Source organism: Klebsiella sp. D5A (assembly GCF_001620885.1).
GTDB lineage: Bacteria > Pseudomonadota > Gammaproteobacteria > Enterobacterales > Enterobacteriaceae > Klebsiella > Klebsiella variicola.
Window position 1 is genome coordinate 76590 of sequence record NZ_LOAR01000015.1, and the last position, 23404, is coordinate 99993.

Consider the following 23404-nt stretch of genomic DNA (forward strand, 5'->3'; position numbering starts at 1 on the left):
AGCATAACGCGTTTGTCGGACGCTGCACGTGAGTTCTACAGTTGACTTCCTTCGTGAATACAAGGAGTCAATCATGCGTGTTATCGACTATGGACGCCTGCTGCTGCTCGCCGCTCTCTGGGGCGCCAGTTTTTTGTTTATGCGCATCACCACCCCGGCCTTCGGGGCGATGATCAGCGCTTTTCTTCGCGTACTGTTCGCCGCTATCGCGCTCGGGCTGTTACTCGGCGTGCAGGGTAAATGGAGCGGGTATCAGGGAAAATTCATATCCACTCTGAAGCTGGGGGTCATTAATTCAGGCCTTCCTTTTCTGATGTACTGCCTTGCCGCACAGTGGCTGCCGGCAGGGTACTCCGCCACGCTCAACGCCACGGCGCCGATGATGGGAATGCTTATCGGCGCGTTATGCTTTGCGGAACCGTTAACCCTGCGCAAAGGCGGCGGCGCGTTACTGGGCGCCATTGGCGTGGCAGTCATTGCGCGCCCAACCTCCAGCCTCAGCGCCGCCCTCCTGCTGCCGGGGATCGGGGCCTGCCTGATCGCGACCGCCTGTTACGGTCTGGCCGGCTTCCTGACCCGCAGTTGGATCCAGCAGCGGGGCGGCCTTGAGGCTGAGCGCGTTGCGTTGGGCAGCCAGGTCGGCGCCACGCTGTTTCTGTTGCCTTTCTTTCTCTGGTCAGGCTGGTATGGTCCGGTCATAGACTGGCGACAGAGCCTGCCGTGGATAGCGATAGTCATGCTGGGCGTGGTCTGTACAGCAGCAGGGTATATTCTCTATTTTCGCCTGATTGCTGATATAGGACCGCTGCGTTCGCTGTCCGTGACCTTTTTGATCCCACCTTTTGCGGCGCTGTGGGGCTATTTGTGCCTCGGAGAAACCATACAAAAAGGGCTGATTCTCGGCGCACTGCTGATCGGTCTGGCGCTGTGGTTGATTGTCGTGCGGTCAGGAAGGAAACGCGGGGTGCCGGGCGGAGCATGAACCACCGCCCGACGATGACGATCAGAGGAAAGGCTTCACGTCGCCGACGCCTTCGCGCAGCACCACCGGGGTATCTTCCGTCAGGTCAATAACCGTGGTCGGCTGCTGCCCAAGGAAGCCGCCGTGAATGATGAGGTCCACCACTTTCTCCAGACGATCTTTGATCTCTTCCGGGTCGGACTCGGTAAAGTCACTGCCAGGCAGCATCAGCGACGTGGACAGCATCGGTTCGCCTAAAGTCTCGAGCAACGCCTGAGCAATAGGGTTAGACGGGACGCGCATGCCGATGGTTTTACGTTTCTCCTGCAGCAGCCGGCGCGGTACTTCTTTGGTCCCCTTGAGGATAAAGGTGTAGTTGCCCGGCGTGTTGTTTTTCATCAGACGAAACGCCACGTTGTCGACAAAAGCGTAGGTTGACAGCTCGGACAGATCGCGGCACATCAGGGTAAAGTTGTGGCCGTCCGGCAACTGACGGATACGGCAGATCCGCTCCATCGCGCCCTTGTCTTCAATTTTGCAGCCCAGGGCGTAGCCGGAGTCGGTCGGATAAACGATCACCCCGCCCTTACGCACAATCTCCACCGCCTGGTTAATCAACCGCGCCTGCGGGTTATCCGGATGGATATAAAAAAACTGGCTCATACTTCCCTCTCAATTTTTATTTGGCGGCCGCTTCCCAGCTGTGCCAGACGCCTTCCACGCCGGCAGGAAGCCAGAGCTTACGGCCAAGCTCGATCCACGCACAGGGCTGATGAAAATCGGAGCCCTGTGACGCCAGCAGACCAAACTGCACGGCCAGGGTGGCCAGCTGGGCGCGTTCATGGGGCGCCTGCTGACACTGGGCCACTTCCATGGCATCACCGCCCTGCTCGCTAAAGTGGGCCAACAGCCGCTTCAACCACTTGGCGGAGAGATCGTAGCGCCCGGGATGGGCTATCACCGCCTTGCCGCCAGAATGATGAATGACATCAATCGCTTGTTTTATTGTACACCACTGCGGCGGCACGTAACCGGTTTTCCCGCGGGCAAGGTATTTTTTGAAGACCTCCGCCATGTTTTTCGCATGGCCGGCCTCCACCAGAAAACGGGCAAAATGGCCGCGGGTGACGGCGCCACCGTCCGCCAGCCGCAGCGCCCCTTCCCAGGCGCCAGGGATGCGCGCCTTCTCCAGACGCTCGGCAATCATCTGGCCCCGCAGCTGGCGTCGCGCTTTCTGCTCCTCCAGCAGCGCGGTCATCGTCGGGTGCGCAATATCAATATTCAGACCCACGATATGTATTTCGTGATTCTCCCAAAGCGTCGAAATCTCGACGCCGTTTACCAGCGTTAAGGGTAATCCGGCACGGGCGATCTCTTCCCGGGCGGCCGGGATCGCCGCCACGCTGTCATGGTCGGTGATCGCCAGGGTGCCTACGCGCATCTCATGGGCGCGATGGACCAGTTCCTGCGGAGTCAACCGCCCGTCAGAGGCGGTGGTATGGCTGTGCAGATCGTAAATCACTGCGTATTGGCTGTCGCTCAAAAGGACTCCTGCTGGACATCAACGTAAATAAGCGCATTATCATACCGACAGGCAGAGAAAATCTGCAAACAAGGGTTGACTTTATTCCATTGAACTAGTTAACTAGTACGCAAGTTCACATGAAGGGGTATCACGATGAAAATGCACTTTATCACTCTGCACAGCTGGTGGCGCACCTCCTGATAACGGGCGGCGTGATCGCGTTTTGCATTCAGCATACAGATACCCGGCCCGCCAATGAGCGGGCTTTTTATTGGACAAAAAATAATACGAACAGGCGAGAACAATAATGCAAACATCCAAACCGGCACTCGAGCTTCTCACCAGCGACGCCATCTACCGGGAGAACCCGACGGCGTTATTCCACCAACTGTGTGGCGCCCGTCCGGCCACGCTGCTGCTGGAATCCGCTGATATCGACAGCAAAGATGACTTAAAAAGCCTGCTGCTGGTCGACAGCGCGCTGCGCATCACCGCTCTTGGTGACACTGTCACTATTCAGGCACTTTCCGCTAACGGCGCCGCGCTGCTGGAACTGCTGGACGGCGCGCTGCCCTCCGGGATCGCCAATCAGCGCCAGCCCAACGGCCGCATCCTGACCTTCCCCGCGGTCAGCACCCTGCTCGATGAAGACGCCCGCCTCTGCTCACTGTCGGTGTTTGACGCCTTCCGTCTCCTGCAGGAGCTGGTGACCGTCCCGGCCAACGAGCGTGAAGCGATGTTCTTCGGCGGCCTGTTCGCCTATGACCTGGTCGCCGGCTTTGAAGATCTTCCACCGCTGCAGAGCGACACCGCCTGCCCGGACTACTGCTTCTATCTGGCTGAAACTCTGCTGGTCATCGACCATCAGACCAAGCATACCCGCATTCAGGCCAGCCTGTTCACCCCGCTGGAGAGTGAAAAACAGCGCCTGGAGCAGCGCCTGAGCCAGCTGCGTCAGCAACTGAACGAGCCGCCGGCGCCGCTGCCGGTTACCACTGTGGCCGAAATGCAGTGCGACGTTGACCAGAGCGATGAAGAGTACGGTGCGGTGGTGCGCAAAATGCAGCGCGCGATCCGCGCCGGGGAAATCTTCCAGGTGGTTCCTTCCCGTCGCTTCTCGCTGCCCTGCCCGTCGCCGCTGGCCGCTTATGATGTGCTGAAGAAGAGCAACCCCAGCCCGTACATGTTCTTTATGCAGGATAACGATTTCACCCTATTCGGCGCCTCGCCGGAGAGTTCGCTGAAATATGACGCCGTCAGCCGTCAGATTGAGATCTACCCTATCGCCGGCACCCGGCCACGCGGCCGCCGCGCCGACGGTTCGCTGGATCGCGATCTTGACAGCCGCATCGAACTGGAAATGCGCACCGACCATAAAGAGCTTTCCGAACACCTGATGCTGGTGGATCTGGCGCGTAATGACCTGGCCCGCATCTGTACCCCGGGCAGCCGCTATGTCGCCGATTTAACGAAGGTTGATCGTTACTCCTTCGTGATGCATCTGGTCTCCCGCGTGGTCGGCGAACTGCGTCAGGACCTCGATGTGCTGCACGCCTACCGCGCCTGCATGAACATGGGCACCCTCAGCGGCGCACCGAAGGTCCGCGCCATGCAGCTGATTGCCGCCGCCGAAGGTAAACGCCGCGGCAGCTACGGCGGCGCGGTGGGCTATTTCACCGCCCACGGCGACCTCGACACCTGCATCGTCATCCGTTCCGCCTACGTGCAGGAGGGTATCGCTACCGTCCAGGCCGGAGCCGGCATTGTGCTCGACTCGGTTCCCCAGTCGGAAGCGGATGAGACCCGAAATAAAGCCCGCGCGGTGCTGCGCGCCATTGCCCAGGCCCATCACGCGAAGGAGATTTTCTGATGGCTGACATTCTGCTGCTCGATAATATCGATTCTTTCACCTATAACCTGGCAGACCAGCTGCGGGCCAATGGTCATAACGTGGTGATTTACCGTAACTCCGTCCCGGCGCAGGCGCTGATTGAGCGTCTGGGCACCATGGACAACCCGGTGCTGATGCTCTCCCCGGGCCCGGGTACGCCGAGCGAAGCTGGCTGCATGCCGGAACTGCTGACCCGTATGCGTGGCAAGCTGCCGATCATCGGCATCTGCCTCGGTCATCAGGCTATTGTCGAAGCCTACGGCGGCTATGTCGGCCAGGCGGGCGAGATCCTCCATGGCAAAGCATCCAGCATTGAGCACGACGGCCAGGCCATGTTTGCCGGTCTGGCTAACCCACTGCCGGTGGCGCGTTACCACTCGCTGGTTGGCAGCAATATTCCCGCCGGGCTGACGATTAACGCCAATTTCAACGGTATGGTGATGGCGGTGCGTCACGATGCGGACCGGGTGTGCGGCTTCCAGTTCCATCCGGAATCGATCCTTACCACTCAGGGCGCACGGCTGCTGGAGCAGACCCTGGCCTGGGCGCTGCAAAAGCTGGAGCACACTAACACCCTCCAGCCGATCCTTGAGAAGCTGTACCAGGCGGAAACCCTGAGCCAGCAGGAAAGCCACCAGCTGTTCTCCGCCGTCGTGCGCGGTGAAGTGAAGCCTGAGCAACTGGCCGCTGCGCTGGTCAGTATGAAAGTGCGCGGCGAGCAACCGCAGGAAATTGCCGGCGCCGCCACCGCGCTGCTGGAAAACGCCGCGCCGTTCCCGCGCCCGGACTACCTGTTTGCCGACATCGTCGGCACCGGTGGCGACGGCAGCAACAGCATCAATATCTCCACCGCCAGCGCCTTTGTCGCTGCGGCCTGTGGATTGAAAGTGGCGAAACACGGTAACCGCAGCGTCTCCAGTAAATCAGGCTCTTCTGACCTGCTGGCGGCCTTCGGCATCAATCTCGATATGAACGCCGATAAATCCCGCGCGGCGCTCGATGAGCTGGGGGTTTGCTTCCTGTTCGCGCCGAAATACCACACCGGTTTCCGCCACGCGATGCCGGTCCGTCAGCAGCTGAAGACCCGCACCCTGTTTAACGTGCTGGGGCCGCTGATCAACCCGGCGCATCCGCCGCTGGCGCTGATTGGCGTCTACAGCCCGGAACTGGTGTTGCCGATCGCCGAGACCCTGCGCGTGCTGGGCTATCAGCGCGCGGCGGTGGTGCACAGCGGCGGGATGGATGAAGTCTCGCTGCATGCGCCCACGGTGGTCGCCGAACTGCATAACGGGGAAATCAAAAGCTATCAGCTGACCGCTGACGACTTCGGCCTGACGCCTTACCATCAGGCGCAGCTGGCGGGCGGCACGCCGGAAGAAAATCGTGACATTCTGACGCGCTTGCTACAAGGTAAAGGTGAAGCCGCTCACGAAGCCGCCGTCGCCGCCAACGTCGCCATGTTGATGCGTTTACACGGGCATGAAGATCTGAAAGCTAACGCTCAGCAGGTACTGGATGTGCTGCACAGCGGCGCGGCCTATGACAGAGTGACCGCCTTAGCGGCAAGAGGGTAAAGAATGCAGACCGTTTTAGCAAAAATCGTTGCCGACAAAGCGATTTGGGTAGAAGCCCGCAAACAACAACAACCGTTAGCCAGTTTTCAGAATGAAGTGGTCCCGACGCAGCGCAATTTCTATGACGCGCTGGCCGGCACCCGCACCGCGTTTATTCTCGAGTGCAAAAAGGCCTCGCCGTCGAAGGGGTTGATTCGCGAAGATTTCGATCCGGCGGCGATCGCCAGCATCTACAAACACTACGCCTCGGCGATCTCAGTGCTGTGTGATGAGAAATATTTCCAGGGCAGTTTCGATTTTCTGCCGATCGTCAGCAAGGTCGCGCCGCAGCCGATCCTGTGTAAGGACTTCACCATCGACCCTTACCAGATCTACCTGGCGCGCTACTATCAGGCCGATGCCTGCCTGCTGATGCTCTCGGTGCTCGACGATGAGCAGTACCGCCAGCTCTCCGCGGTGGCGCACAGCCTGAATATGGGCGTGCTGACCGAAGTCAGCAACGAAGAGGAGCTGGAGCGCGCCATCGCCCTGAAGGCGAAGGTGGTGGGCATTAACAACCGCGACCTGCGCGATATGTCGATTGACCTTAACCGCACCCGTCAGCTGGCGGCGCGTCTCGGCCCGGATGTCACGGTGATCAGCGAATCCGGCATCCATACCTATGCTGAAGTGCGCGAGCTGAGCCACTTCGCCAACGGCTTCCTGATCGGCTCCGCCCTGATGGAGCAGGCGGATCTGGAAGCGGCGGTTAAACGCGTGCTGCTCGGCGAGAATAAAGTGTGCGGCCTGACGCGCCCGCAGGATGCCCAGGTGGCCTGGGAGTCCGGCGCCATCTACGGTGGCCTGATTTTCGTCCCGACTTCGCCGCGGGCGGTGAATGACGCCCAGGCCAAAGCGGTGATCGCCGCAGCGCCGCTGCAGTACGTCGGCGTGTTTCGCAATGCGCCGCTGGACGAGGTGGTCGCCCGCGCGCAGGCTCTGGGGCTGGCCGCCGTGCAGCTGCACGGTGATGAGGACCAGGCCTATATCGACGCGCTGCGCGACGCCCTCGCGGACAACGTCCGTATCTGGAAAGCGCTGAGCGTTGGTGAAACCCTCCCGGCCCGTACGCTCCGCCATGTCGACAAGTACCTGTTCGACAACGGCCAGGGCGGCAGCGGCCAGCGCTTTGACTGGAGCCTGCTGCAGGGCCAGGATCTGCGCAACGTCATGCTGGCGGGTGGCCTGGGTGCCGATAACTGTGTGGAAGCGGCCAAAAGCGGCTGTGCCGGACTCGATTTCAATTCAGGCGTAGAGTCGCAACCCGGGATTAAAGACGCCAGCAAACTGGCCTCCGTATTCCAGACGCTGCGCGCATATTAAGGAGCAATAATGAGCACTTTACTGAACCCCTACTTCGGCGAATTCGGCGGCATGTATGTGCCGCAGATCCTGATGCCCGCCCTGCGCCAGCTGGAAGAAGCCTTTGTCAGCGCGCAGAAGGACCCGGCCTTTCAGGCGGAATTCACTGGCCTGCTGAAAAACTACGCCGGACGTCCGACGGCCCTGACCAAATGCCGGAATCTGACCGAAGGTACTCGCACCACCCTGTACCTGAAACGCGAAGATCTGCTGCACGGCGGCGCGCACAAAACCAACCAGGTGCTGGGCCAGGCCCTGCTGGCCAAACGGATGGGCAAAACCGAAATTATCGCCGAGACCGGCGCCGGTCAGCACGGGGTCGCCTCAGCGCTGGCCAGCGCCCTGCTCGGCCTGAAATGCCGTATCTACATGGGCGCCAAGGACGTCGAGCGCCAGTCGCCGAACGTCTTCCGTATGCGCCTGATGGGTGCCGAGGTGATCCCGGTGCACAGCGGCTCCGCCACGCTGAAAGATGCCTGTAATGAGGCGCTGCGCGACTGGTCTGGTAGCTACGAGAAGGCGCACTATATGCTGGGCACCGCCGCCGGTCCGCATCCGTTCCCGACCATTGTACGTGAATTCCAGCGCATGATTGGCGAAGAGACCAAAGCGCAGATCCTCGAAAAAGAAGGACGTCTGCCGGACGCGGTGATCGCCTGCGTTGGCGGTGGGTCAAACGCCATCGGCATGTTTGCCGACTTTATTGATGAAACCAACGTCGGCCTGATCGGCGTGGAACCGGCCGGGCACGGTATCGAAAGCGGCGAGCACGGCGCGCCGCTGAAGCATGGCCGCGTGGGGATCTACTTCGGTATGAAGTCGCCGATGATGCAAACCGCCGACGGCCAGATCGAAGAGTCTTACTCCATTTCCGCCGGGCTGGACTTCCCGTCCGTTGGGCCGCAGCACGCGTTTCTGAACAGCACCGGTCGCGCTGACTATGTGTCGATCACCGACAACGAAGCGCTGGACGCGTTTAAAGCGCTCTCCCGCCACGAAGGGATTATCCCGGCGCTGGAGTCCTCTCACGCCCTGGCCCACGCGCTGAAGATGATGCGCGAGAACCCGGAAAAAGAGCAGCTGCTGGTGGTTAACCTCTCCGGTCGCGGCGACAAAGACATTTTCACCGTACATGACATCCTGAAAGCGCGAGGGGAAATCTGATGGAACGCTATGAGACGCTGTTTGCCCAACTGAAAAATCGCCAGGAAGGCGCCTTCGTTCCCTTTGTCACCCTTGGCGATCCGGGACCGGAGCAGTCGCTCAAAATTATCGATGCGCTGATCGAAGGCGGCGCCGATGCCCTTGAGCTGGGGATCCCTTTCTCCGACCCGCTGGCGGACGGCCCGACCATCCAGGGCGCGGCCCTGCGCGCCTTCGCCGCGGGAGTGACCCCGGCGCAGTGCTTTGAGATGCTGGCGGCGATCCGCCAGAAGCATCCGACCATCCCAATCGGCCTGCTGATGTACGCCAACCTCGTCTTCAGCCCGGGCATCGATGCGTTCTATGCCCAGTGCGCCCGCGTTGGCGTCGACTCGGTGCTGGTGGCCGACGTGCCGGTGGAAGAGTCCGCCCCGTTCCGCCAGGCGGCGATGCGCCATAACATCGCGCCGATTTTCATCTGCCCGCCCAATGCGGATGACGATTTACTGCGCCAGATTGCTTCTTATGGCCGCGGCTACACCTATCTGCTGTCGCGCGCCGGAGTGACGGGTGCGGAAAATCGCGCCGCACTGCCGCTGCACCACCTGGTGGAGAAGCTGGCGGAATATCACGCCGCGCCGCCGCTGCAGGGCTTTGGTATCTCCGCGCCGGAGCAGGTGAGCGCCGCCATTGACGCCGGGGCCGCCGGGGCTATCTCCGGTTCCGCCATCGTCAAAATCATCGAACGCCACCTCGATGAGCCGCAGACCATGCTCGACGAACTGAAAGCCTTCGTCCAGAGCCTGAAGGCGGCGACCAAAACCGCCTGACCGTTAGCCGCCTGGTATTGCGCCAGGCGGCGATTTCCTCGCGTTACCTTCCCCTCCATGTCATCTTGCACGCCAACACATCAGACGGAACGATGATCGACACCTTGGCGCCAGGCGATGCGCTTTAACGTGGAAATGGATGGCGGGCGGATGCCGAAGATTTGAACTATGTTGAAAGGGAAAAATATCGCTCTCCCTGGCACAGGAGAGCGATACAGTCAGGCAATCAATATTGCCCGAATATCATTGACGTTGGTTAACGTCGGGCCGGTGATCAGCAAATCATTAAGCGCGTGAAAATAGCAGTAACTATCATGGCCATCCAGATATTGCACTGCATTAAGACCGCTCAGCTTGCCGCGCGCAAGCGTATCCGGGAAGACGATCGCACCTGCGGCATCTTCTGTGCCATCAATACCATCGCTATCTCCCGCCATGGCCCAGATACCGTGTTCCCCCTGGAGCGCACAGGCCAGACTGAGTAAAAACTCGGTATTGCGGCCCCCTTTTCCAGGCGGAGTGTTGTTTACTGTCACCGTGGTTTCGCCACCTGACAACAGTACAGCAGGCCCTGAAATCGGGTGACCATACTGCTTCGCCGATTTCGCCATACCGGCCATGACCACCGCCACTTCCCTGCTTTCACCTTCTATCGCATCCCCCAAAATAAGGGGGGTGAGCCCATGTTGTCGTGCGGCCAGCCCCGCCGCCGCTAACGCCATCGCCGGCGTGGCGATAAGCCTGACCTCGCCTGTCGCGGCGTTTTCCATCGGGCCGGCCGGCTGGTTTAGCCGTTCGCTAACGGGCTTCGGGATCGCAATGCCATACCGCTGCAGTACCCGGAGCGCATCACGTGGTGCGCTGTTATCGGCAACGGTGGGGCCAGACGCTACGTCCGTCGGATCATCGCCAGGCACATCGCTAATAATCAGTGATACGATGCGCGCCGGTTGCGCCATGGTCGCCAGCTTTCAGCCTTTCACCGCTGAGAGATGACGACGTACCAGATTCATCTCTTTGATGCTGGCCCCGCTATGGAGCAGGGCCCGGGTGATGGTCTGCTTATCTGCCAGCGTTAACCCCGGGGCGGGCAGCGCCATCAGCGCCGACCCTCCCCCTGAAATCAATGCCAGCACCAGATCATCGGCAGTTAAACCGCGCAGCGTCTCCACAATCAGCATTGCGGCAACCTCGCTCATGGCATCTGATACGGGATGAGCCGCCTCAATAATGCGGATGCGGCCCGCAGGAACCGCGTAACCGTAACGCGTCACCACCACGCTCGACACCGCCACATCCGGCCAGGCTGCATCTACGGCAGCCGCCATTGCCGCGGACGCTTTACCCGCACCGATCACCACACAACGGCCGCGAGGTTTTTCCGGCAGGTTAGCCAGAGTCACCGGCCCGGCGCGGGCACTGTTGACCGCATGTTGAAAGATATCCTGCAGGATCTCGGCAGCCTGTTCGTTATTCATGGTTATGCGGTCTCGGCAATGTCAGCTTTAGCGTCAATGTAGTGCACCACGGCGCGTGTCACCTCCGCGGTATTGGCTGAGCCACCGACATCTGGCGTCAGAATGCCTTTTTCACACACATACTCAATGCTTTCCATAATCAGCGCAGCGGCATGGCGTTCGCCCAGATGTTCAAGCATCTGTACCGCGGTCCAGAAAGTGGCAATGGGGTTCGCAATCCCTTTGCCGGTGATATCGAATGCGGAACCATGGATCGGTTCGAACATGGAAGGGAAGCGGCGTTCAGGATCAATATTCGCGGTCGGCGCTACGCCCAGGCTACCCGCCAGCGCGCCAGCCAGATCGGAAAGGATATCGGCGTGCAGATTGGTGGCAACGATGGTATCCAGGGTCTGGGGATGCAACGTCATACGGTGCGTCATGGCATCGACCAACATTTTGTCCCACTGCACATCCGGGAATTCCTGCGCCACTTCAGCGGCAATCTCATCCCACATCACCATGCCATGGCGCTGGGCGTTGGATTTGGTTACCACGGTCAGCAGTTTACGTGGCCGAGACTGCGCCAGTCTGAAGGCATAGCGCATAATGCGCGTTACCCCAACACGGGTAAAGATTGCCACTTCGGTACCGACTTCTTCAGGTAAACCACGGTGCGCACGGCCGCCGTTACCAGAATATTCACCTTCAGAGTTTTCACGCACGATGACCCAGTCAAGATCGCCCGGCCCGCGGTTGCGCAGCGGTGAAGTGACGCCCGGCAGAATTTTGGTGGGTCGCACATTGGCGTACTGGTCAAAGCCCTGGCAAATAGGCAGCCGCAGGCCCCAGAGTGTGATGTGGTCAGGGACATCCGGTGCCCCCACCGCGCCGAAGTAAATGGCATCGAATGCTTTCAGCATGTTCAGTCCTTCTTCCGGCATCATCACGCCATGTTTTTTGTAATAGTCTGACCCCCAGTCAAAGGTCTCTATATCAAATTTCAGTTGCGGATCGTGGCGCGTCAGCGCGTGCAAGACTTCAATACCTGCCGAAATGACTTCCGGTCCGATACCGTCCGCAGGGATGGCAGCAATTTTGTAGTGACGCATCGTTACTTCTCCAGTTAATGAGTATGAGGATGTGGAAGCTCTGCCGTCGGCGATTTGTTCGCTCTGGCAGAAAGAATCACGACCACGAGGGCCGAGAGCGCCAGCAATCCGGCGACAAAATACAGGCCCCAGCTGTAGCTACCGGTTTGCTCGCGGATCACGCCAATCATCATCGGGCCGACGAAACCGCCGAGGTTGCCGATGGAGTTGATAGCGGCAATGCCAGCGGCCGCAGCCGGGCCGCTGAGGAACAGGGTTGGCATGCTCCACAGAGGGGGTTTTGATGCGCTAATCCCCACAGTGACCAGCGTTAAGGCAAGCATCACGGTAAACAATGTGTTGACGTTACCGGCGTATATCAGTCCGGCCGCCGCCAGCAGGCAGGCGCCAATGACGTGCCAGCTGCGCTCTTTGGTTCGATCGGAATGACGCGCCCAGAGGATCATGGCGATGACGCCGATCACCGCCGGAAAAGCGTTCAGGAAACCAATCTCCAGCGAGGAAGCACCGAAACTGCGAATGATTTGCGGGGACCAGATGCCAAGCGTATACAGCCCGGCTGAGGTACCGAAATAGACCAGCGCCAGCGCCAGGACGCGTATATCCGCTAGCCCTCGCCATGCACTGGAATGGCTCTGTTTTGCCGCCCGTGCCCGCTCCTCGTCTTGCATGGCGTTTTCCAGCCAGGCACGCTCTTGATCAGTCAGCCATTTGGCCTTGGCCGGACGATCCGTCAGGAAGAACAAAACCACAACACCGAGCACCAGCGCCGGGAAAGCTTCCAGTACAAACATCCACTGCCAGCCGGCGTAGCCGAGGAAGCCATGCATCTCGAGCAAAGCGGCCGAAACCGGCGATCCCAGTGCTGTCGACAGGGGAGCTGCGGCCATAAAGATGGCAGTGACCTGCGCACGCCTGGCGGCAGGAAACCAGTAGCTGAGATAGAGAATGATACCCGGGAAGAAACCGGCTTCCGCCACGCCGAGCAGAAAACGCAGAATGTAGAAGCTCGTCGTGCCCTGCACAAAAGCCATGCAGCCAGAGACGAACCCCCAGGTGATCATGACGCGGGCGATCCAGATGCGGGCGCCCACTTTATGAAGAATTAAGTTTGACGGTACCTCAAACAGAAAATAACCCAGGAAGAAAATGCCAGCGCCCAGACCAAAAACGGTGGGTGAAAACCCCAGGTCCTGGTTCATGGTCAGGGCGGCAAAGCCAATATTGACGCGGTCAAGGAAGGCAATGAAGTACAGCAGCATGATGAAAGGAATAATGCGCAGGGTAACTTTGCGCATCACCTTCTTTTCGAGGTCGTTATTCATGACGGGATGCTCCATAGTGATGTAGGGTTGTTATCGTTTTGTAATAATCCCAGTATGAAGTTTTGAACCGCTTTATCATCGGCACAGCTTTATATAAATAATTTGTATAATCAGGTTTTGGTGAAAAAATGGATATAAATCAGCTACGTTGCTTTGTGGTATTAGGTGATGAGCTTCACTTTGGCCGGGCTGCCCGTAAACTCGAAATGATGCCTGCGTCACTGAGTCGCTTCATCAAACTGCTGGAAGATGATTTGGGGATCAGGCTACTGAATCGATCGACCCGCAACGTGTCGCTAACACCTGAAGGCGCCGCCTTTTTAAATGAGGCCAAAACGGTCATTGCTGATTTCGATGCGCTACGGCAGCGATTCCGGAAAAATAGCCTGTTGCAGAAAAGAACGTTGCGGATCGGGGCTATCGACAGCGCAGCCAAAGGATTACTTCCTGAATTGCTTAATCTTTTCGTCAGGCGTTTTCCTGAAGCAGATATTCATCTTACAGAAGATAAATCTCACAAACTTATCCCCCGACTCATTTCAGGGTGGCTGGATGTGGTTTTTGTGCGGCCGCCGGAACACATTGATGCCATGCTGACAACGCGATTTATCGCCAATGAAACTTGCGTGCTCGCCGTGCCCACTAACCACCGGCTGGTCAGTTATGATGAAGTCAGTATCGATGACTTTCGGCACGAGCCTGTTATCTTGCCGGAAAGACGCACCCGGCGTCACAGCCATGACCTGACAATGAATATTTTCAAGGAAGGTGGCAGCATGCCTGTTATCGCGCAGTATGCTGAAGAGAAGCAGACTATCCTGAGTTTTGTTGCCGCAGGACTCGGCATTGCTCTGGTGCCTGCGTCCTATAAAGACATGAATGCGGACGGCGTGAAATACCTTGCGCTCACGCCCAAAAAACATATCGAAGGCCTTCCCCTCAGCGCGATGTGGCATCAGGGAAATAACAATATCTATGTACGATCCCTGCTGGAGATACTTTCCGACAACATCGACGAGCTGACCCGTGATTTGTGACGAACAAGATGATTGTTGCGCCAGGGCGGCAGCACGCGAGAATTTAGCTCGGTTGCTGCAAACTGTCGGCGTATTTGCGCGTTAAGCGAAACAGCGCCTGCACTTCATCTTCCGGCCACTGCGCCAGCACCTGATTCATTAACCGCCGCCGCGCTACCGCAATACTGTCGATCATCTGTTGTCCGCTGGCGCTAAGCGTCACTTCACTGATCCGTCGGTCATGACGGTTAGGTTGCTTACAGGCGAGTCCCTGGGCTTCCAGTTTTTTCACCTGGCGGCTGACGGTGGTGTAATCGCGCCCTAAATGATCCGCCAGCTCAACCACCCCTACCGGGCCATGGCGCCCTACCGCCACCAGCAGCGGAAACAGCATCTGTTCCAGCTGGACGCCGGCCGCCTGGAGGATCTGCTCGTCGCGCAGCGGCTGGTTCATCACGCTGATGATATCCAGTAGCGCACCGTGAAAGTCGGTAATGTCGTAGTCATTATGTGCATCTTGCATATATTAATTTTCCGCGTATAGTGCTGCAAAACAATATGTGTATTTTACACATAATTCCCGACAGGAGATAATTTATGAAAGCAGCCGTGGTTTTTGACCTCGCAGAAGGCCCGGTTTGGGCCGATTTCATCGACCCGCAGCCCGCGCCCGGCCAGACGATCATTGACGTCCGCGCCGCCGCGCTGAGCCATGTGGTTAAGGCCCGCGCATCCGGACGCCATTACAGCTTCGACGGCAATCTGCCCTTTGTGCCCGGTATCGATGGCGTCGGCACCACACCTCAGGGCCAGCGCGTCTATTTCGCCTTCCCCACCGCCCCCTTCGGCAGTATGGCGCAGCAGGCGCCGGTTGCCCTGCAGAGTTGCCTGCCGGTGCCGGATGCGATCGATGATGTTAGCGCCGCGGCGATGGCCAATCCCGGCATGTCCGCGTGGGCGTCTCTGGTGACTCGCGCCCAGCTCCAGGCCGGTGAAACGGTGCTGATTAACGGCGCCACCGGCAGCGCCGGTCAGCTGGCGGTGCAGATTGCCCGCTATCTGGGGGCGAAAAAAATCATTGCAACCGGACGGAATGCGCAGACGCTGGCGGCGCTGGACGCCGATGAGTGTATTCAGTTAACCGCTGATGATAAAACCTTGAGCGGGCAATTTTCAGCGACCAGCGCCGCGCAGATTGACGTGGTCATCGATTACCTGTGGGGACACAGCGCGGAAGTGTTATTGCCGGCCCTGGCGAAATATACCCCAGCCGGCAGACCGGTGCGCTATGTGCAGGTGGGGTCCCTGGCTGGCGCCGATATCGCGTTAAATGGCGCAGTTCTGCGTTCCGCACCGCTCGTGCTGATGGGCAGCGGTATCGGTAGCCTGTCGATGCCGCAGCTGCTGGCGGCGACAGGTGAAATGCTGCAGGCGGCGGTGCCGGGTAAATTCACCATCGCCACCACCCCGCGGCCGCTGCAGGAGATCGCGGCGGCCTGGCCGCAGGACGACAGCCAGAAGCGCACGGTTTTCACCCTCGGATAAAAAATCGCTTCCGCACAAAAGATGGGGTTGATATCTTAAATGAGAAATATTATCTTTCTCATTACTGAATAGTTGAGTAAACAACTCAGGTATTCAGTACGACATTGCTCACATTGCTTCCAGTATTTTTGCCCGCACTTGTGCGGGCTTTTTTTTACTGGCGACACACCTCACGCACCAGTTGCCGCAGCCAGCAGTGGCCCGGCGCTTGCTCCAGACGACATACGGCGCGGCATTGTTCTCCGTCACGCGGCGGGAGAACGCTCGCTGGTCGTCCCCCCAATAACGCGGTCGCGGAACAGTGCCTGCAGAGGGATCGGTGGGCCGCTATTTTTCATTACACCAATTTCCAGAACGGCGTTCTCCTCGCGCAGAAGGAGGGCATCTTTTATGCCAAAAACCACGAAGCGCCGGGTTAGCCCTGGCGCCTGTCACCTCGCGGCGCGGCCTGTCACCGGCCTCTTCCAGCCGCTCTTTTGCTTCATCCCCGCCCTTTTCGTTCAAAATTTATGAACTATGTAAATCGCGATGAAGAAATATGTTTAAACGTCAACATTTCTATGTAAATATTAAGGCGAATGATAACTATTCTTTTTATCATTTATAGAATCACACCGGGTCAGCGCAAGCCAGACGACGAAAAACGTCGCTTTTGCGCGGTGTGGTATGTGCTCATAACAAAAAATAAGCCTGCATTTATCATGGAAAAAAACGCTTCTCTGCCGTTTGGCAGTTTCAACTCATTGGCATTGTTTACGGGTCTGTGTCTGGGGGCCTCACCGGCAACGGGCATCGCAGCGGAAAAATCAGTCAAAAATAGTGAAGAGACGCTGGTGGTGGAAGCCACTCCGCCCTCACTCTACTCTCCCGGCGCCTCCGCCGATCCCAAGTTCAATAAACCGCTGGTCGATACCACCCGCACCATCACCGTGATCCCGGAACAGGTGATTAAAGATCAGGGCGTCACCAACCTGACTGACGCCCTCAAAAACGTCCCCGGCGTCGGGGCGTTTTATGCCGGCGAGAATGGCAGTTCAACCACCGGGGATGCCATCTACATGCGCGGCGTGGATACCTCTAACAGCATCTATGTGGACGGCATCCGCGACATCGGCAGCGTGACGCGCGATACCTTCAATACCCAGCAGGTGGAAGTCATCAAAGGACCCGCCGGCACGGACTATGGCCGCAGCGCGCCCTCCGGATCGATCAATATGATCAGCAAGCAGCCGCGCCTTGACTCCGGGATCGACGGTTCGGCCAGCATCGGCAGCGCCTGGTCGCGTCGGGGAACGCTCGACCTGAACCAGGCGTTTAGCGACAACGCCGCGTTCCGTCTGAACCTGATGGGGGAAAAAACTCATGACGCCGGTCGGGACCGCATTGAAAACGAACGCTATGGCATCGCGCCATCGCTGGCCTTCGGACTCGATACCCCAACTCGTCTGTATCTGAACTATCTGCATGTCCGGCAGAACAACACCCCGGATGGCGGGATCCCCACCGTCGGCCTGCCGGGCTATTCGGCACCTTCGCCGAAATATGCCGCGCTCAATTCCGCCGGGAAGGTGGATACCAACAATTTCTATGGCACCGACTCCGATTATGATAAATCCACCACCGACAGCGGCACCCTACGCTTCGAACACGATCTGACGGACAATACCACCGTGCGCAATACCACCCGTTGGTCGCGGGTGAAACAGGAGTATCTTTTGACCGCGGTGATGGGCGGCGCGAGCAATATCACCGCCCCCGATATCAATGACGTCAACACCTGGAGCTGGTCGCGTCTGGTTAATACCAAAGATGTCAGCAACCGCATTCTGACCAACCAGACCAATATCACCTCGACCTTCAATACCGGCTCGATAGGCCATGACGTCAGCGCCGGCGTGGAGTTTACCCGGGAAAACCAGACCAACTATGGCGTTAACGCCATGACCGCGCCGGCGGTGAATCTCTACCATCCGGTGAGCAACCTGTCGATTGGCGGGCTGGACAGAAACGGAGCGAATGCCAACGGCCAGACTGATACCTTCGGGATTTATGCCTTCGATACGCTGACGCTGACCGAACGGATTGAGGTCAACGGCGGGCTACGTCTCGACAATTATCATACTAAATATGACAGCGCCACCGCCTGCGGCGGCAGCGGACGCGGGGCTATCGCCTGCCCGCCCGGCCAGTCGACGGGCAGCCCGGTCACCACCGTGGATACCGCCAAATCCGGCAATCTGGTTAACTGGAAAGCCGGGGCACTGTACCGCTTAACCGAGCAGGGCAATGTCTACGTCAACTACGCCATCTCACAGCAGCCGCCGGGGGGCAGCAGTTTCGCCCTGGCCGCCAGCGGTAGCGGCAACAGCGCCAACCGAACCGACTTTAAGCCACAGAAGGCGAAATCCAGCGAGCTGGGCACCAAGTGGCAAATCTTCGACAACCGTCTGCTGCTCAGCGCGGCGTTATTCCGTACCGATATTGAAAACGAAGTGGCCGCCAACGATGACGGAACCTGGTCGCAGTACGGCAAAAAGCGCGTGGAGGGGTATGAACTCTCCGCAACCGGAAACCTGACCCCGGACTGGACGATCATCGCCGGCTACACGCAGCAGCATGCGACAGTGACGGAGGGACAGAACGTAGCGCAGGATGGATCTTCCGCCCTGGCCTACACCCCGAAACATGCCTTTACGCTGTGGACGCAGTATCAGGCCACCAGCGATCTGTCCGTCGGCGGCGGTGTGCGCTATGTCGGAAGCCTGCGCCGGGGCAGCGATGGCGCGGTCGGTACCCCGGATCACACCGAGGGCTACTGGGTCGCCGACGCCAAACTGGGCTATCGGGTCAACAGCAACCTCGATCTGCAGCTCAATATGTACAACCTGTTTGATACCGATTACGTGGCCTCCATCAACAAGAGCGGCTATCGCTATCATCCGGGCGAACCCCGTACCTTTATGCTGACGGCGAACGTCCACTTCTGAGTCTGTGCGTGGGGCCGTTGCGCCCCACCTTTTAGAGAGAACACCGCGATGATGTATCACATTCCTGACGTGCTATCGGCAGACCAGGTGGCGGAATTTACCCGGCAGCTGGCGCAGGCCGAGTGGGTCGACGGACGGGTTACGGTGGGCAGCCAGGGGGCGGCCGTCAAACAGAACCAGCAGATCGATACCCGTACGCCGCTGTATGCCCGCCTGCAAGCCGCCGTGCTCGACGCGCTGCGCGGCCACCCGCAGTTTTTTTCCGCCGCGCTGCCGCGGACGATTTCCGCACCGTTGTTTAACCGCTATGGGCCAGGGGAGACCTACGGTTTTCATGTCGATGGCGCCGTTCGCCAGAACGGCGAGGCGGGCTGGATGCGCACTGACCTGTCAGCGACGCTGTTTCTTTGCGAGCCGGAGAGCTATGAGGGCGGTGAACTGGTGATTGAAGACACCTATGGCCAGCACCGGGTGAAGCTCCCGGCCGGGCATCTGGTGCTCTATCCCGCCAGCAGCCTGCACTGCGTCACCCCGGTTACCCGCGGCGTACGTCAGGCCTCTTTCCTGTGGATCCAGTCGATGGTCCGCGACGATAAGCAGCGCGCGATGCTTTACGACCTGGACCGCACCATCCAGTCTCTGAAGGCCCGCTTTGGCGACGGAGAAGAGGTCCTCTCCCTGCTCAACATGTATCACAACCTACTGCGCCAGTGGACGGAAGTGTGATCCGCTATCGATGGCGAAGGCTTGCGGCAGACAGGTGTGACGTGACAATGAACTGGCCATCCGTTGGCCAGTTTTCAGCAGGATTTAAAATCGATAACCCGCGGAGAACATAAACACCCACGGATCCAGACGGGTGCTGACTTTCTGGTCCACGCCGCCGGCTTTGAATTTCACATCGGTATCGATATCCATGTACCACACCGACATATTCAGCAGCCAGTCACGGTTAATCAGATAATCGAGGCCGACCTGCCCCGCCGCGCCCCAGGAGTCCTTCAGGCTCAGATCGGAAAGCCCGGCCGCCTTGCCGGTATCGTTAAAGTCTTCATTAAAGAAGGTGGTGTAGTTAATACCCGCCCCCACGTACGGGCGCACCTTGCTTTGCGCATCGCCAAAGTACCACTGCGCCATCAGGGTGGGTGGCAACTGATGGACGGTGGCGATAGTCCCGGTTGGCCCGGTGCCGACCTTATGGCGGAACGGCGTTGCCGCCAGCAGCTCCACGCCGATGTTATCGGTGGCCATATAGGTAAAGGTTAAACCCAGTTGGGTGTTGTTACTGACGTTGAAACTGCCAAGGCTGCCTAACACATTGTCAGAGCCCTCCGTCGGTCGGACGGTGGCGGTCCCGGCACGAATGAAAAATTCACCCGCTTCATGCGCCCAGACGCTGCCGGTGGAAAGCGTGCTAAGAATTAATGCCGCCGCTGCTAACTTCTTCATATCCACTTCCTCATTATGGTTTTTCAGCGCGGCCAAATATACCTATAACGAGTTACGTTTGATCTGTTTTAGATCACACTAAAACCTTAGATTTAACATTTATTGATCCAGATTAATTTTTGCTACCGATCGCAATACCCTGAATCCTTCTCACATCAATTTTCACTTTCCGTGAAAAAAATATTTCTCCCCCTCTTGCCGCCGCAAAAGCGGCTGGATAAGTTAACTGCCGACAATCTGTGTTGATGCGTTTTTTTCAGGTGTAATTATGAGTGAAATCAACCCGTGCATGACGTGCGGTGCCTGTTGTGCGTATTTTCGTGTCTCTTTCTACTGGGCGGAAGCCGACGACGCGGGTGGCCTGGTGCCTTCCGCGCTGACCGAGCCGCTGACCCCTTTCCTGCGCTGCATGAGCGGCACCAACCAGCGCCAGAGCCGCTGCGCGGCGCTGTCAGGCGACATCGGTGACGCCGTCCACTGCACTATTTATGAAAACCGTCCCTCACCGTGCCGCGAATTCGCCATGTCCGGTGAGAATGGTGAGGAAAATGACGCCTGCAACCGGGCGCGGGCGCGCTATGGCCTACCGCCATTGCGGCCTCTTTACAAAGATATACCTGCCCTGAATGGTGCAGAGAGTGCTACGAGGGAACGATTTGCGGTACAATCGCCGGCTAGTTAACACCTGCGACACTCAAGGAGAATGCATGTCTATCACGGCGAAGTCCGTCTACCGTGACACCGGGAATTTTTTTCGTAATCAGTTCATTACCATTTTGCTGATTGCGCTGTTGTGCGCGTTTATTACGGTAGTACTTGGCCATGCCTTTTCACCCAGTGACGAGCAGCTGTCGATACTCAGCGAAGGCGATAACCTCGCCGGTAGCGCCGGGCTGTTTGAGCTGGTGCAGAACATGACGCCGGAGCAGCAGCAGGTTCTGCTGCGCGCCTCGGCGGCATCAACCTTCTCGGGTCTGGTGGGCAATGCGATCCTCGCCGGCGGCGTTCTGCTGCTGATCCAGCTGGTCTCCGCCGGTCATCGCGTTAGCGCCCTGCGTGCCATCGGCGCCTCAGCCCCGGTGCTGCCGAAGCTGCTGCTGTTGATCCTCTTCACTACCTTCCTGGTGCAGATGGGGATGATGCTGGTCCTGGTGCCCGGCGTGCTGCTGGCCATCGTGCTGGCCTTTGCGCCGATCATGCTGGTGCAGGACAAAATGGGTATCCTCAGCGCCATGCGCAGCAGCATGCGTCTGGCGTGGGCCAATCTGCGGCTGGTGGCGCCGGCTATCATTGGCTGGCTGGTGGCAAAAACCCTGCTGTTACTGTTCGCTTCCAGCTTTGCTGTCCTGACGCCAAACGTCGGCGCGGTGGTCATCAATACCATCAGCAACCTGATATCCGCCCTGTTGCTGATCTATTTATTCCGCGTGTATATGCTTATCCGCAACTAATCTTAACCAGGATCGGGGTCTTCCCCGGTCCGTCCTGAAAGACGGGATCGATGTATGAAGCAGTTTCTGGATTTTTTACCGCTGGTGGTCTTCTTTGCCTTCTATAAGCTTTACGATATCTACGCCGCCACCACCGCGCTGATCGTCGCGACCGCTATCGTGCTGATCTACAGCTGGGTACGCTACCGTAAAGTCGAAAAAATGGCGCTGATCACCTTTGTGCTGGTGGCCGTCTTCGGCGGGTTAACTCTCTTCTTCCACAATGATGAGTTTATTAAATGGAAGGTGACGGTGATCTATGCCCTGTTCGCCGGCGCGCTGCTGTTCAGCCAGTGGGTGATGAAAAAGCCGTTGATTCAGCGCATGCTGGGCAAAGAGCTGGCCCTGCCGCAGCAGGTCTGGTCGCGGCTTAACCTGGCCTGGGCGGTGTTCTTTATCCTTTGCGGGCTGGCCAATATCTATATCGCCTTCTGGCTGCCGCAGAATATCTGGGTGAACTTCAAGGTCTTTGGCTTAACCGCCCTCACGCTGGTCTTTACCCTGCTGAGCGGGATCTACATCTACCGCCATATGCCGCAGGACGACCACCACTAACTCCCCGGCAGCTTGCGCCCGCCTCTGCGGGCGCTTTCCCCTATTCTCTCCGCCCCGTTTTCATAGTAGCATCCCGCTGATCGTCTTTGACCACAACAGAGTAGAGCATGACAACTACAGATCTTGCCCCGAAGGGCGAAATGGTTTTACGCACCCTGGCGATGCCGGCGGATACCAATGCCAACGGGGATATTTTTGGCGGCTGGCTGATGTCGCAGATGGATATCGGTGGCGCCATCATGGCCAAAGAGATCGCTCAGGGTCGCGTGGTGACCGTGCGCGTGGATGGGATGACCTTTTTACGCCCGGTGGCCGTCGGCGACGTGGTGTGCTGCTACGCCCGCTGCGTGAAGCGCGGTAACACCTCGGTGACGATTAACATCGAAGTGTGGGTGAAAAAAGTCTCTTCTGAACCGATTGGCCAGCGCTATAAGGCGACGGAAGCGCTGTTTATCTACGTTGCCGTCGATAATCAGGGTAAACCGCGGGCTCTGCCGGCAGAATAATATGGCGCCCGGCTAACCGGGCACCTGGCTTACAGAAAGCCCAGCAGCGAGAAGAAGAAGTAGCCGATAATAATCACGATCACCGGCAGCACATACAGCGGGAAATATTGCACCAGGATGGTATGGCGCGGTACCACGATCCGCTCAGCGAGCTGCTCACGGGATAACCCTTCTGCGCCTTTGGCCTGCTCGAGGATCAGCTGATCCTCAATCCCCTCGCGAAGAAATTTCGCCTGCCTCGCCATCCGCGCGCCGGAGGCCTGCAGCGCCATGCCGACAAAAACCAGAATGAAGATGATCCAGAAGCCGATGTTCAGGCTGTGGTGGAAATCCGGCAGCGGCGAGTTGTACCAGAAAAAGTTCAGGAATGGCGTGTTAAAGCGCATCATCTCAATCATGACATGCGCAAAATCCATCATTACCGCGTCAATGCCGGGTTTCTTTTCACTGTGCTCATACATAAATTTGAGCACAGAAATCAGCGTCGACAGCACGGCGGGAATAAAGATAACCCATCCCAAAATGCGTTTGATAACCGCTATGCGTCCAGCTTGTTGGTACGTCATGAGTTCCCCTTGTTAAAGACGCGTTGGTGATTCGCCTGCCGCCTGTTGCGTGGTGCAGGCGCTCCTCGCTT

General features: G+C 58.3%; 21 protein-coding genes, 1 pseudogene and 1 other annotated feature. Of the genes and pseudogenes, 14 read left to right on the top strand and 8 right to left on the bottom strand.

From position 1 onward, the window contains the following. Positions 1–73: 73 nt before the first annotated feature. Positions 74–982: a DMT family transporter gene (locus AS136_RS20560; RefSeq protein ID WP_063266948.1), complete on the top strand. Its 909-nt coding sequence runs from the start codon at positions 74–76 to the stop codon at positions 980–982. 21 nt (positions 983–1003) lie between these two features. Here AS136_RS20560 and AS136_RS20565 read toward each other — a convergent pair whose 3' ends face one another. Then, positions 1004–1624: an L-threonylcarbamoyladenylate synthase gene (locus AS136_RS20565; RefSeq protein ID WP_008807778.1), complete on the bottom strand. Its 621-nt coding sequence runs from the start codon at positions 1622–1624 to the stop codon at positions 1004–1006. 16 nt (positions 1625–1640) lie between these two features. After that, complete coding sequence (gene rnm / locus AS136_RS20570) at positions 1641–2504, bottom strand: RNase RNM (protein ID WP_012542055.1); 864 nt, start codon at positions 2502–2504, stop codon at positions 1641–1643. A gap of 159 nt (positions 2505–2663) precedes the next feature. Then, positions 2664–2759, top strand: a sequence feature (Trp leader region). A gap of 34 nt (positions 2760–2793) precedes the next feature. Here rnm and AS136_RS20575 point away from each other — a divergent pair. Genes AS136_RS20575 through trpA form a run of 5 tightly spaced genes read left to right on the top strand, consistent with a single transcriptional unit; the run spans position 2794 to position 9325 of the window. Next, positions 2794–4356: an anthranilate synthase component 1 gene (locus tag AS136_RS20575; RefSeq protein ID WP_012542057.1), complete on the top strand. Its 1563-nt coding sequence runs from the start codon at positions 2794–2796 to the stop codon at positions 4354–4356. Continuing rightward, a complete protein-coding gene (trpD, locus tag AS136_RS20580; RefSeq protein ID WP_004148109.1) occupies positions 4356–5951 on the top strand; it encodes a bifunctional anthranilate synthase glutamate amidotransferase component TrpG/anthranilate phosphoribosyltransferase TrpD in 1596 nt (531 codons plus the stop codon). Before AS136_RS20575 ends, trpD begins: the two co-directional genes overlap by 1 nt. A 3-nt stretch (positions 5952–5954) precedes the next feature. Beyond that, the gene (trpCF, locus tag AS136_RS20585) at positions 5955–7313 is read left to right on the top strand and encodes a bifunctional indole-3-glycerol-phosphate synthase TrpC/phosphoribosylanthranilate isomerase TrpF (RefSeq protein ID WP_008807775.1); all 1359 of its coding nucleotides are present in this window, start codon (positions 5955–5957) and stop codon (positions 7311–7313) included. Between the two features lie 9 nt (positions 7314–7322). After that, on the top strand, positions 7323–8516 hold the full coding sequence (gene trpB, locus AS136_RS20590; RefSeq protein WP_023322428.1) for a tryptophan synthase subunit beta: 1194 nt from the start codon (positions 7323–7325) through the stop codon (positions 8514–8516). Next, positions 8516–9325, top strand: coding sequence for a tryptophan synthase subunit alpha (gene trpA / locus AS136_RS20595; protein ID WP_002901728.1), 810 nt, complete (start codon positions 8516–8518; stop codon positions 9323–9325). The genes trpB and trpA overlap by 1 nt, the downstream gene beginning before the upstream one ends. Positions 9326–9543: 218 nt before the next feature. Here the strand turns inward: trpA and AS136_RS20600 are convergent. From AS136_RS20600 to AS136_RS20610, 3 genes and pseudogenes are all read right to left on the bottom strand, one after another. Beyond that, positions 9544–10803: pseudogene (locus tag AS136_RS20600) on the bottom strand (glycerate kinase type-2 family protein). Positions 10804–10805: 2 nt separating this feature from the next. Continuing rightward, complete coding sequence (locus tag AS136_RS20605; RefSeq protein ID WP_008807772.1) at positions 10806–11894, bottom strand: tartrate dehydrogenase; 1089 nt, start codon at positions 11892–11894, stop codon at positions 10806–10808. Between the two features lie 14 nt (positions 11895–11908). Beyond that, a complete protein-coding gene (locus AS136_RS20610) occupies positions 11909–13219 on the bottom strand; it encodes an MFS transporter (RefSeq protein ID WP_063266949.1) in 1311 nt (436 codons plus the stop codon). 128 nt (positions 13220–13347) lie between these two features. Between AS136_RS20610 and AS136_RS20615 the strand changes: the two genes are divergently transcribed. Then, entirely contained in the window at positions 13348–14256 is a 909-nt protein-coding gene (locus tag AS136_RS20615; RefSeq protein WP_012542062.1) for a LysR family transcriptional regulator, read from the top strand. Positions 14257–14299: 43 nt separating this feature from the next. Here AS136_RS20615 and AS136_RS20620 read toward each other — a convergent pair whose 3' ends face one another. Next, complete coding sequence (locus AS136_RS20620; protein ID WP_008807769.1) at positions 14300–14758, bottom strand: MarR family winged helix-turn-helix transcriptional regulator; 459 nt, start codon at positions 14756–14758, stop codon at positions 14300–14302. 74 nt (positions 14759–14832) lie between these two features. Here AS136_RS20620 and AS136_RS20625 point away from each other — a divergent pair, with 74 nt between their 5' ends. From AS136_RS20625 to ybiX, 3 genes are all read left to right on the top strand, one after another. Further along, positions 14833–15780: a quinone oxidoreductase family protein gene (locus AS136_RS20625; protein ID WP_023322424.1), complete on the top strand. Its 948-nt coding sequence runs from the start codon at positions 14833–14835 to the stop codon at positions 15778–15780. A gap of 701 nt (positions 15781–16481) precedes the next feature. Further along, positions 16482–18767, top strand: coding sequence for a catecholate siderophore receptor Fiu (locus AS136_RS20630; protein WP_063266950.1), 2286 nt, complete (start codon positions 16482–16484; stop codon positions 18765–18767). 48 nt (positions 18768–18815) lie between these two features. After that, the gene (ybiX, locus tag AS136_RS20635; RefSeq protein ID WP_008807765.1) at positions 18816–19493 is read left to right on the top strand and encodes a PKHD-type hydroxylase YbiX; all 678 of its coding nucleotides are present in this window, start codon (positions 18816–18818) and stop codon (positions 19491–19493) included. Positions 19494–19577: 84 nt separating this feature from the next. Here ybiX and ompW read toward each other — a convergent pair whose 3' ends face one another. Beyond that, on the bottom strand, positions 19578–20216 hold the full coding sequence (gene ompW / locus AS136_RS20640) for an outer membrane protein OmpW (protein WP_012542066.1): 639 nt from the start codon (positions 20214–20216) through the stop codon (positions 19578–19580). A 268-nt stretch (positions 20217–20484) separates the two neighbouring features. On the opposite strand from ompW, the gene AS136_RS20645 reads away from it, so the two are divergent. The 4 genes from AS136_RS20645 to yciA all read left to right on the top strand — a co-directional run bounded on the left by AS136_RS20645 (position 20485) and on the right by yciA (position 22767). Further along, a complete protein-coding gene (locus AS136_RS20645; RefSeq protein ID WP_008807763.1) occupies positions 20485–20898 on the top strand; it encodes a YkgJ family cysteine cluster protein in 414 nt (137 codons plus the stop codon). A gap of 25 nt (positions 20899–20923) precedes the next feature. Then, positions 20924–21667 (top strand): YciC family protein, encoded by a 744-nt coding sequence (locus tag AS136_RS20650; protein WP_008807762.1) that lies wholly within the window; start codon positions 20924–20926, stop codon positions 21665–21667. Positions 21668–21721: 54 nt separating this feature from the next. Next, positions 21722–22261 (top strand): septation protein A, encoded by a 540-nt coding sequence (locus AS136_RS20655; protein WP_008807761.1) that lies wholly within the window; start codon positions 21722–21724, stop codon positions 22259–22261. A gap of 107 nt (positions 22262–22368) precedes the next feature. After that, complete coding sequence (gene yciA / locus AS136_RS20660) at positions 22369–22767, top strand: acyl-CoA thioester hydrolase YciA (RefSeq protein ID WP_008807759.1); 399 nt, start codon at positions 22369–22371, stop codon at positions 22765–22767. Between the two features lie 29 nt (positions 22768–22796). Here the strand turns inward: yciA and AS136_RS20665 are convergent, their stop codons facing one another. Beyond that, positions 22797–23333 carry a YniB family protein gene (locus tag AS136_RS20665; RefSeq protein ID WP_008807758.1) on the bottom strand — a complete coding sequence of 179 codons (537 nt, stop codon included), beginning with the start codon at positions 23331–23333 and terminating at the stop codon, positions 22797–22799. Between the last annotated feature and the right edge of the window lie 71 nt (positions 23334–23404).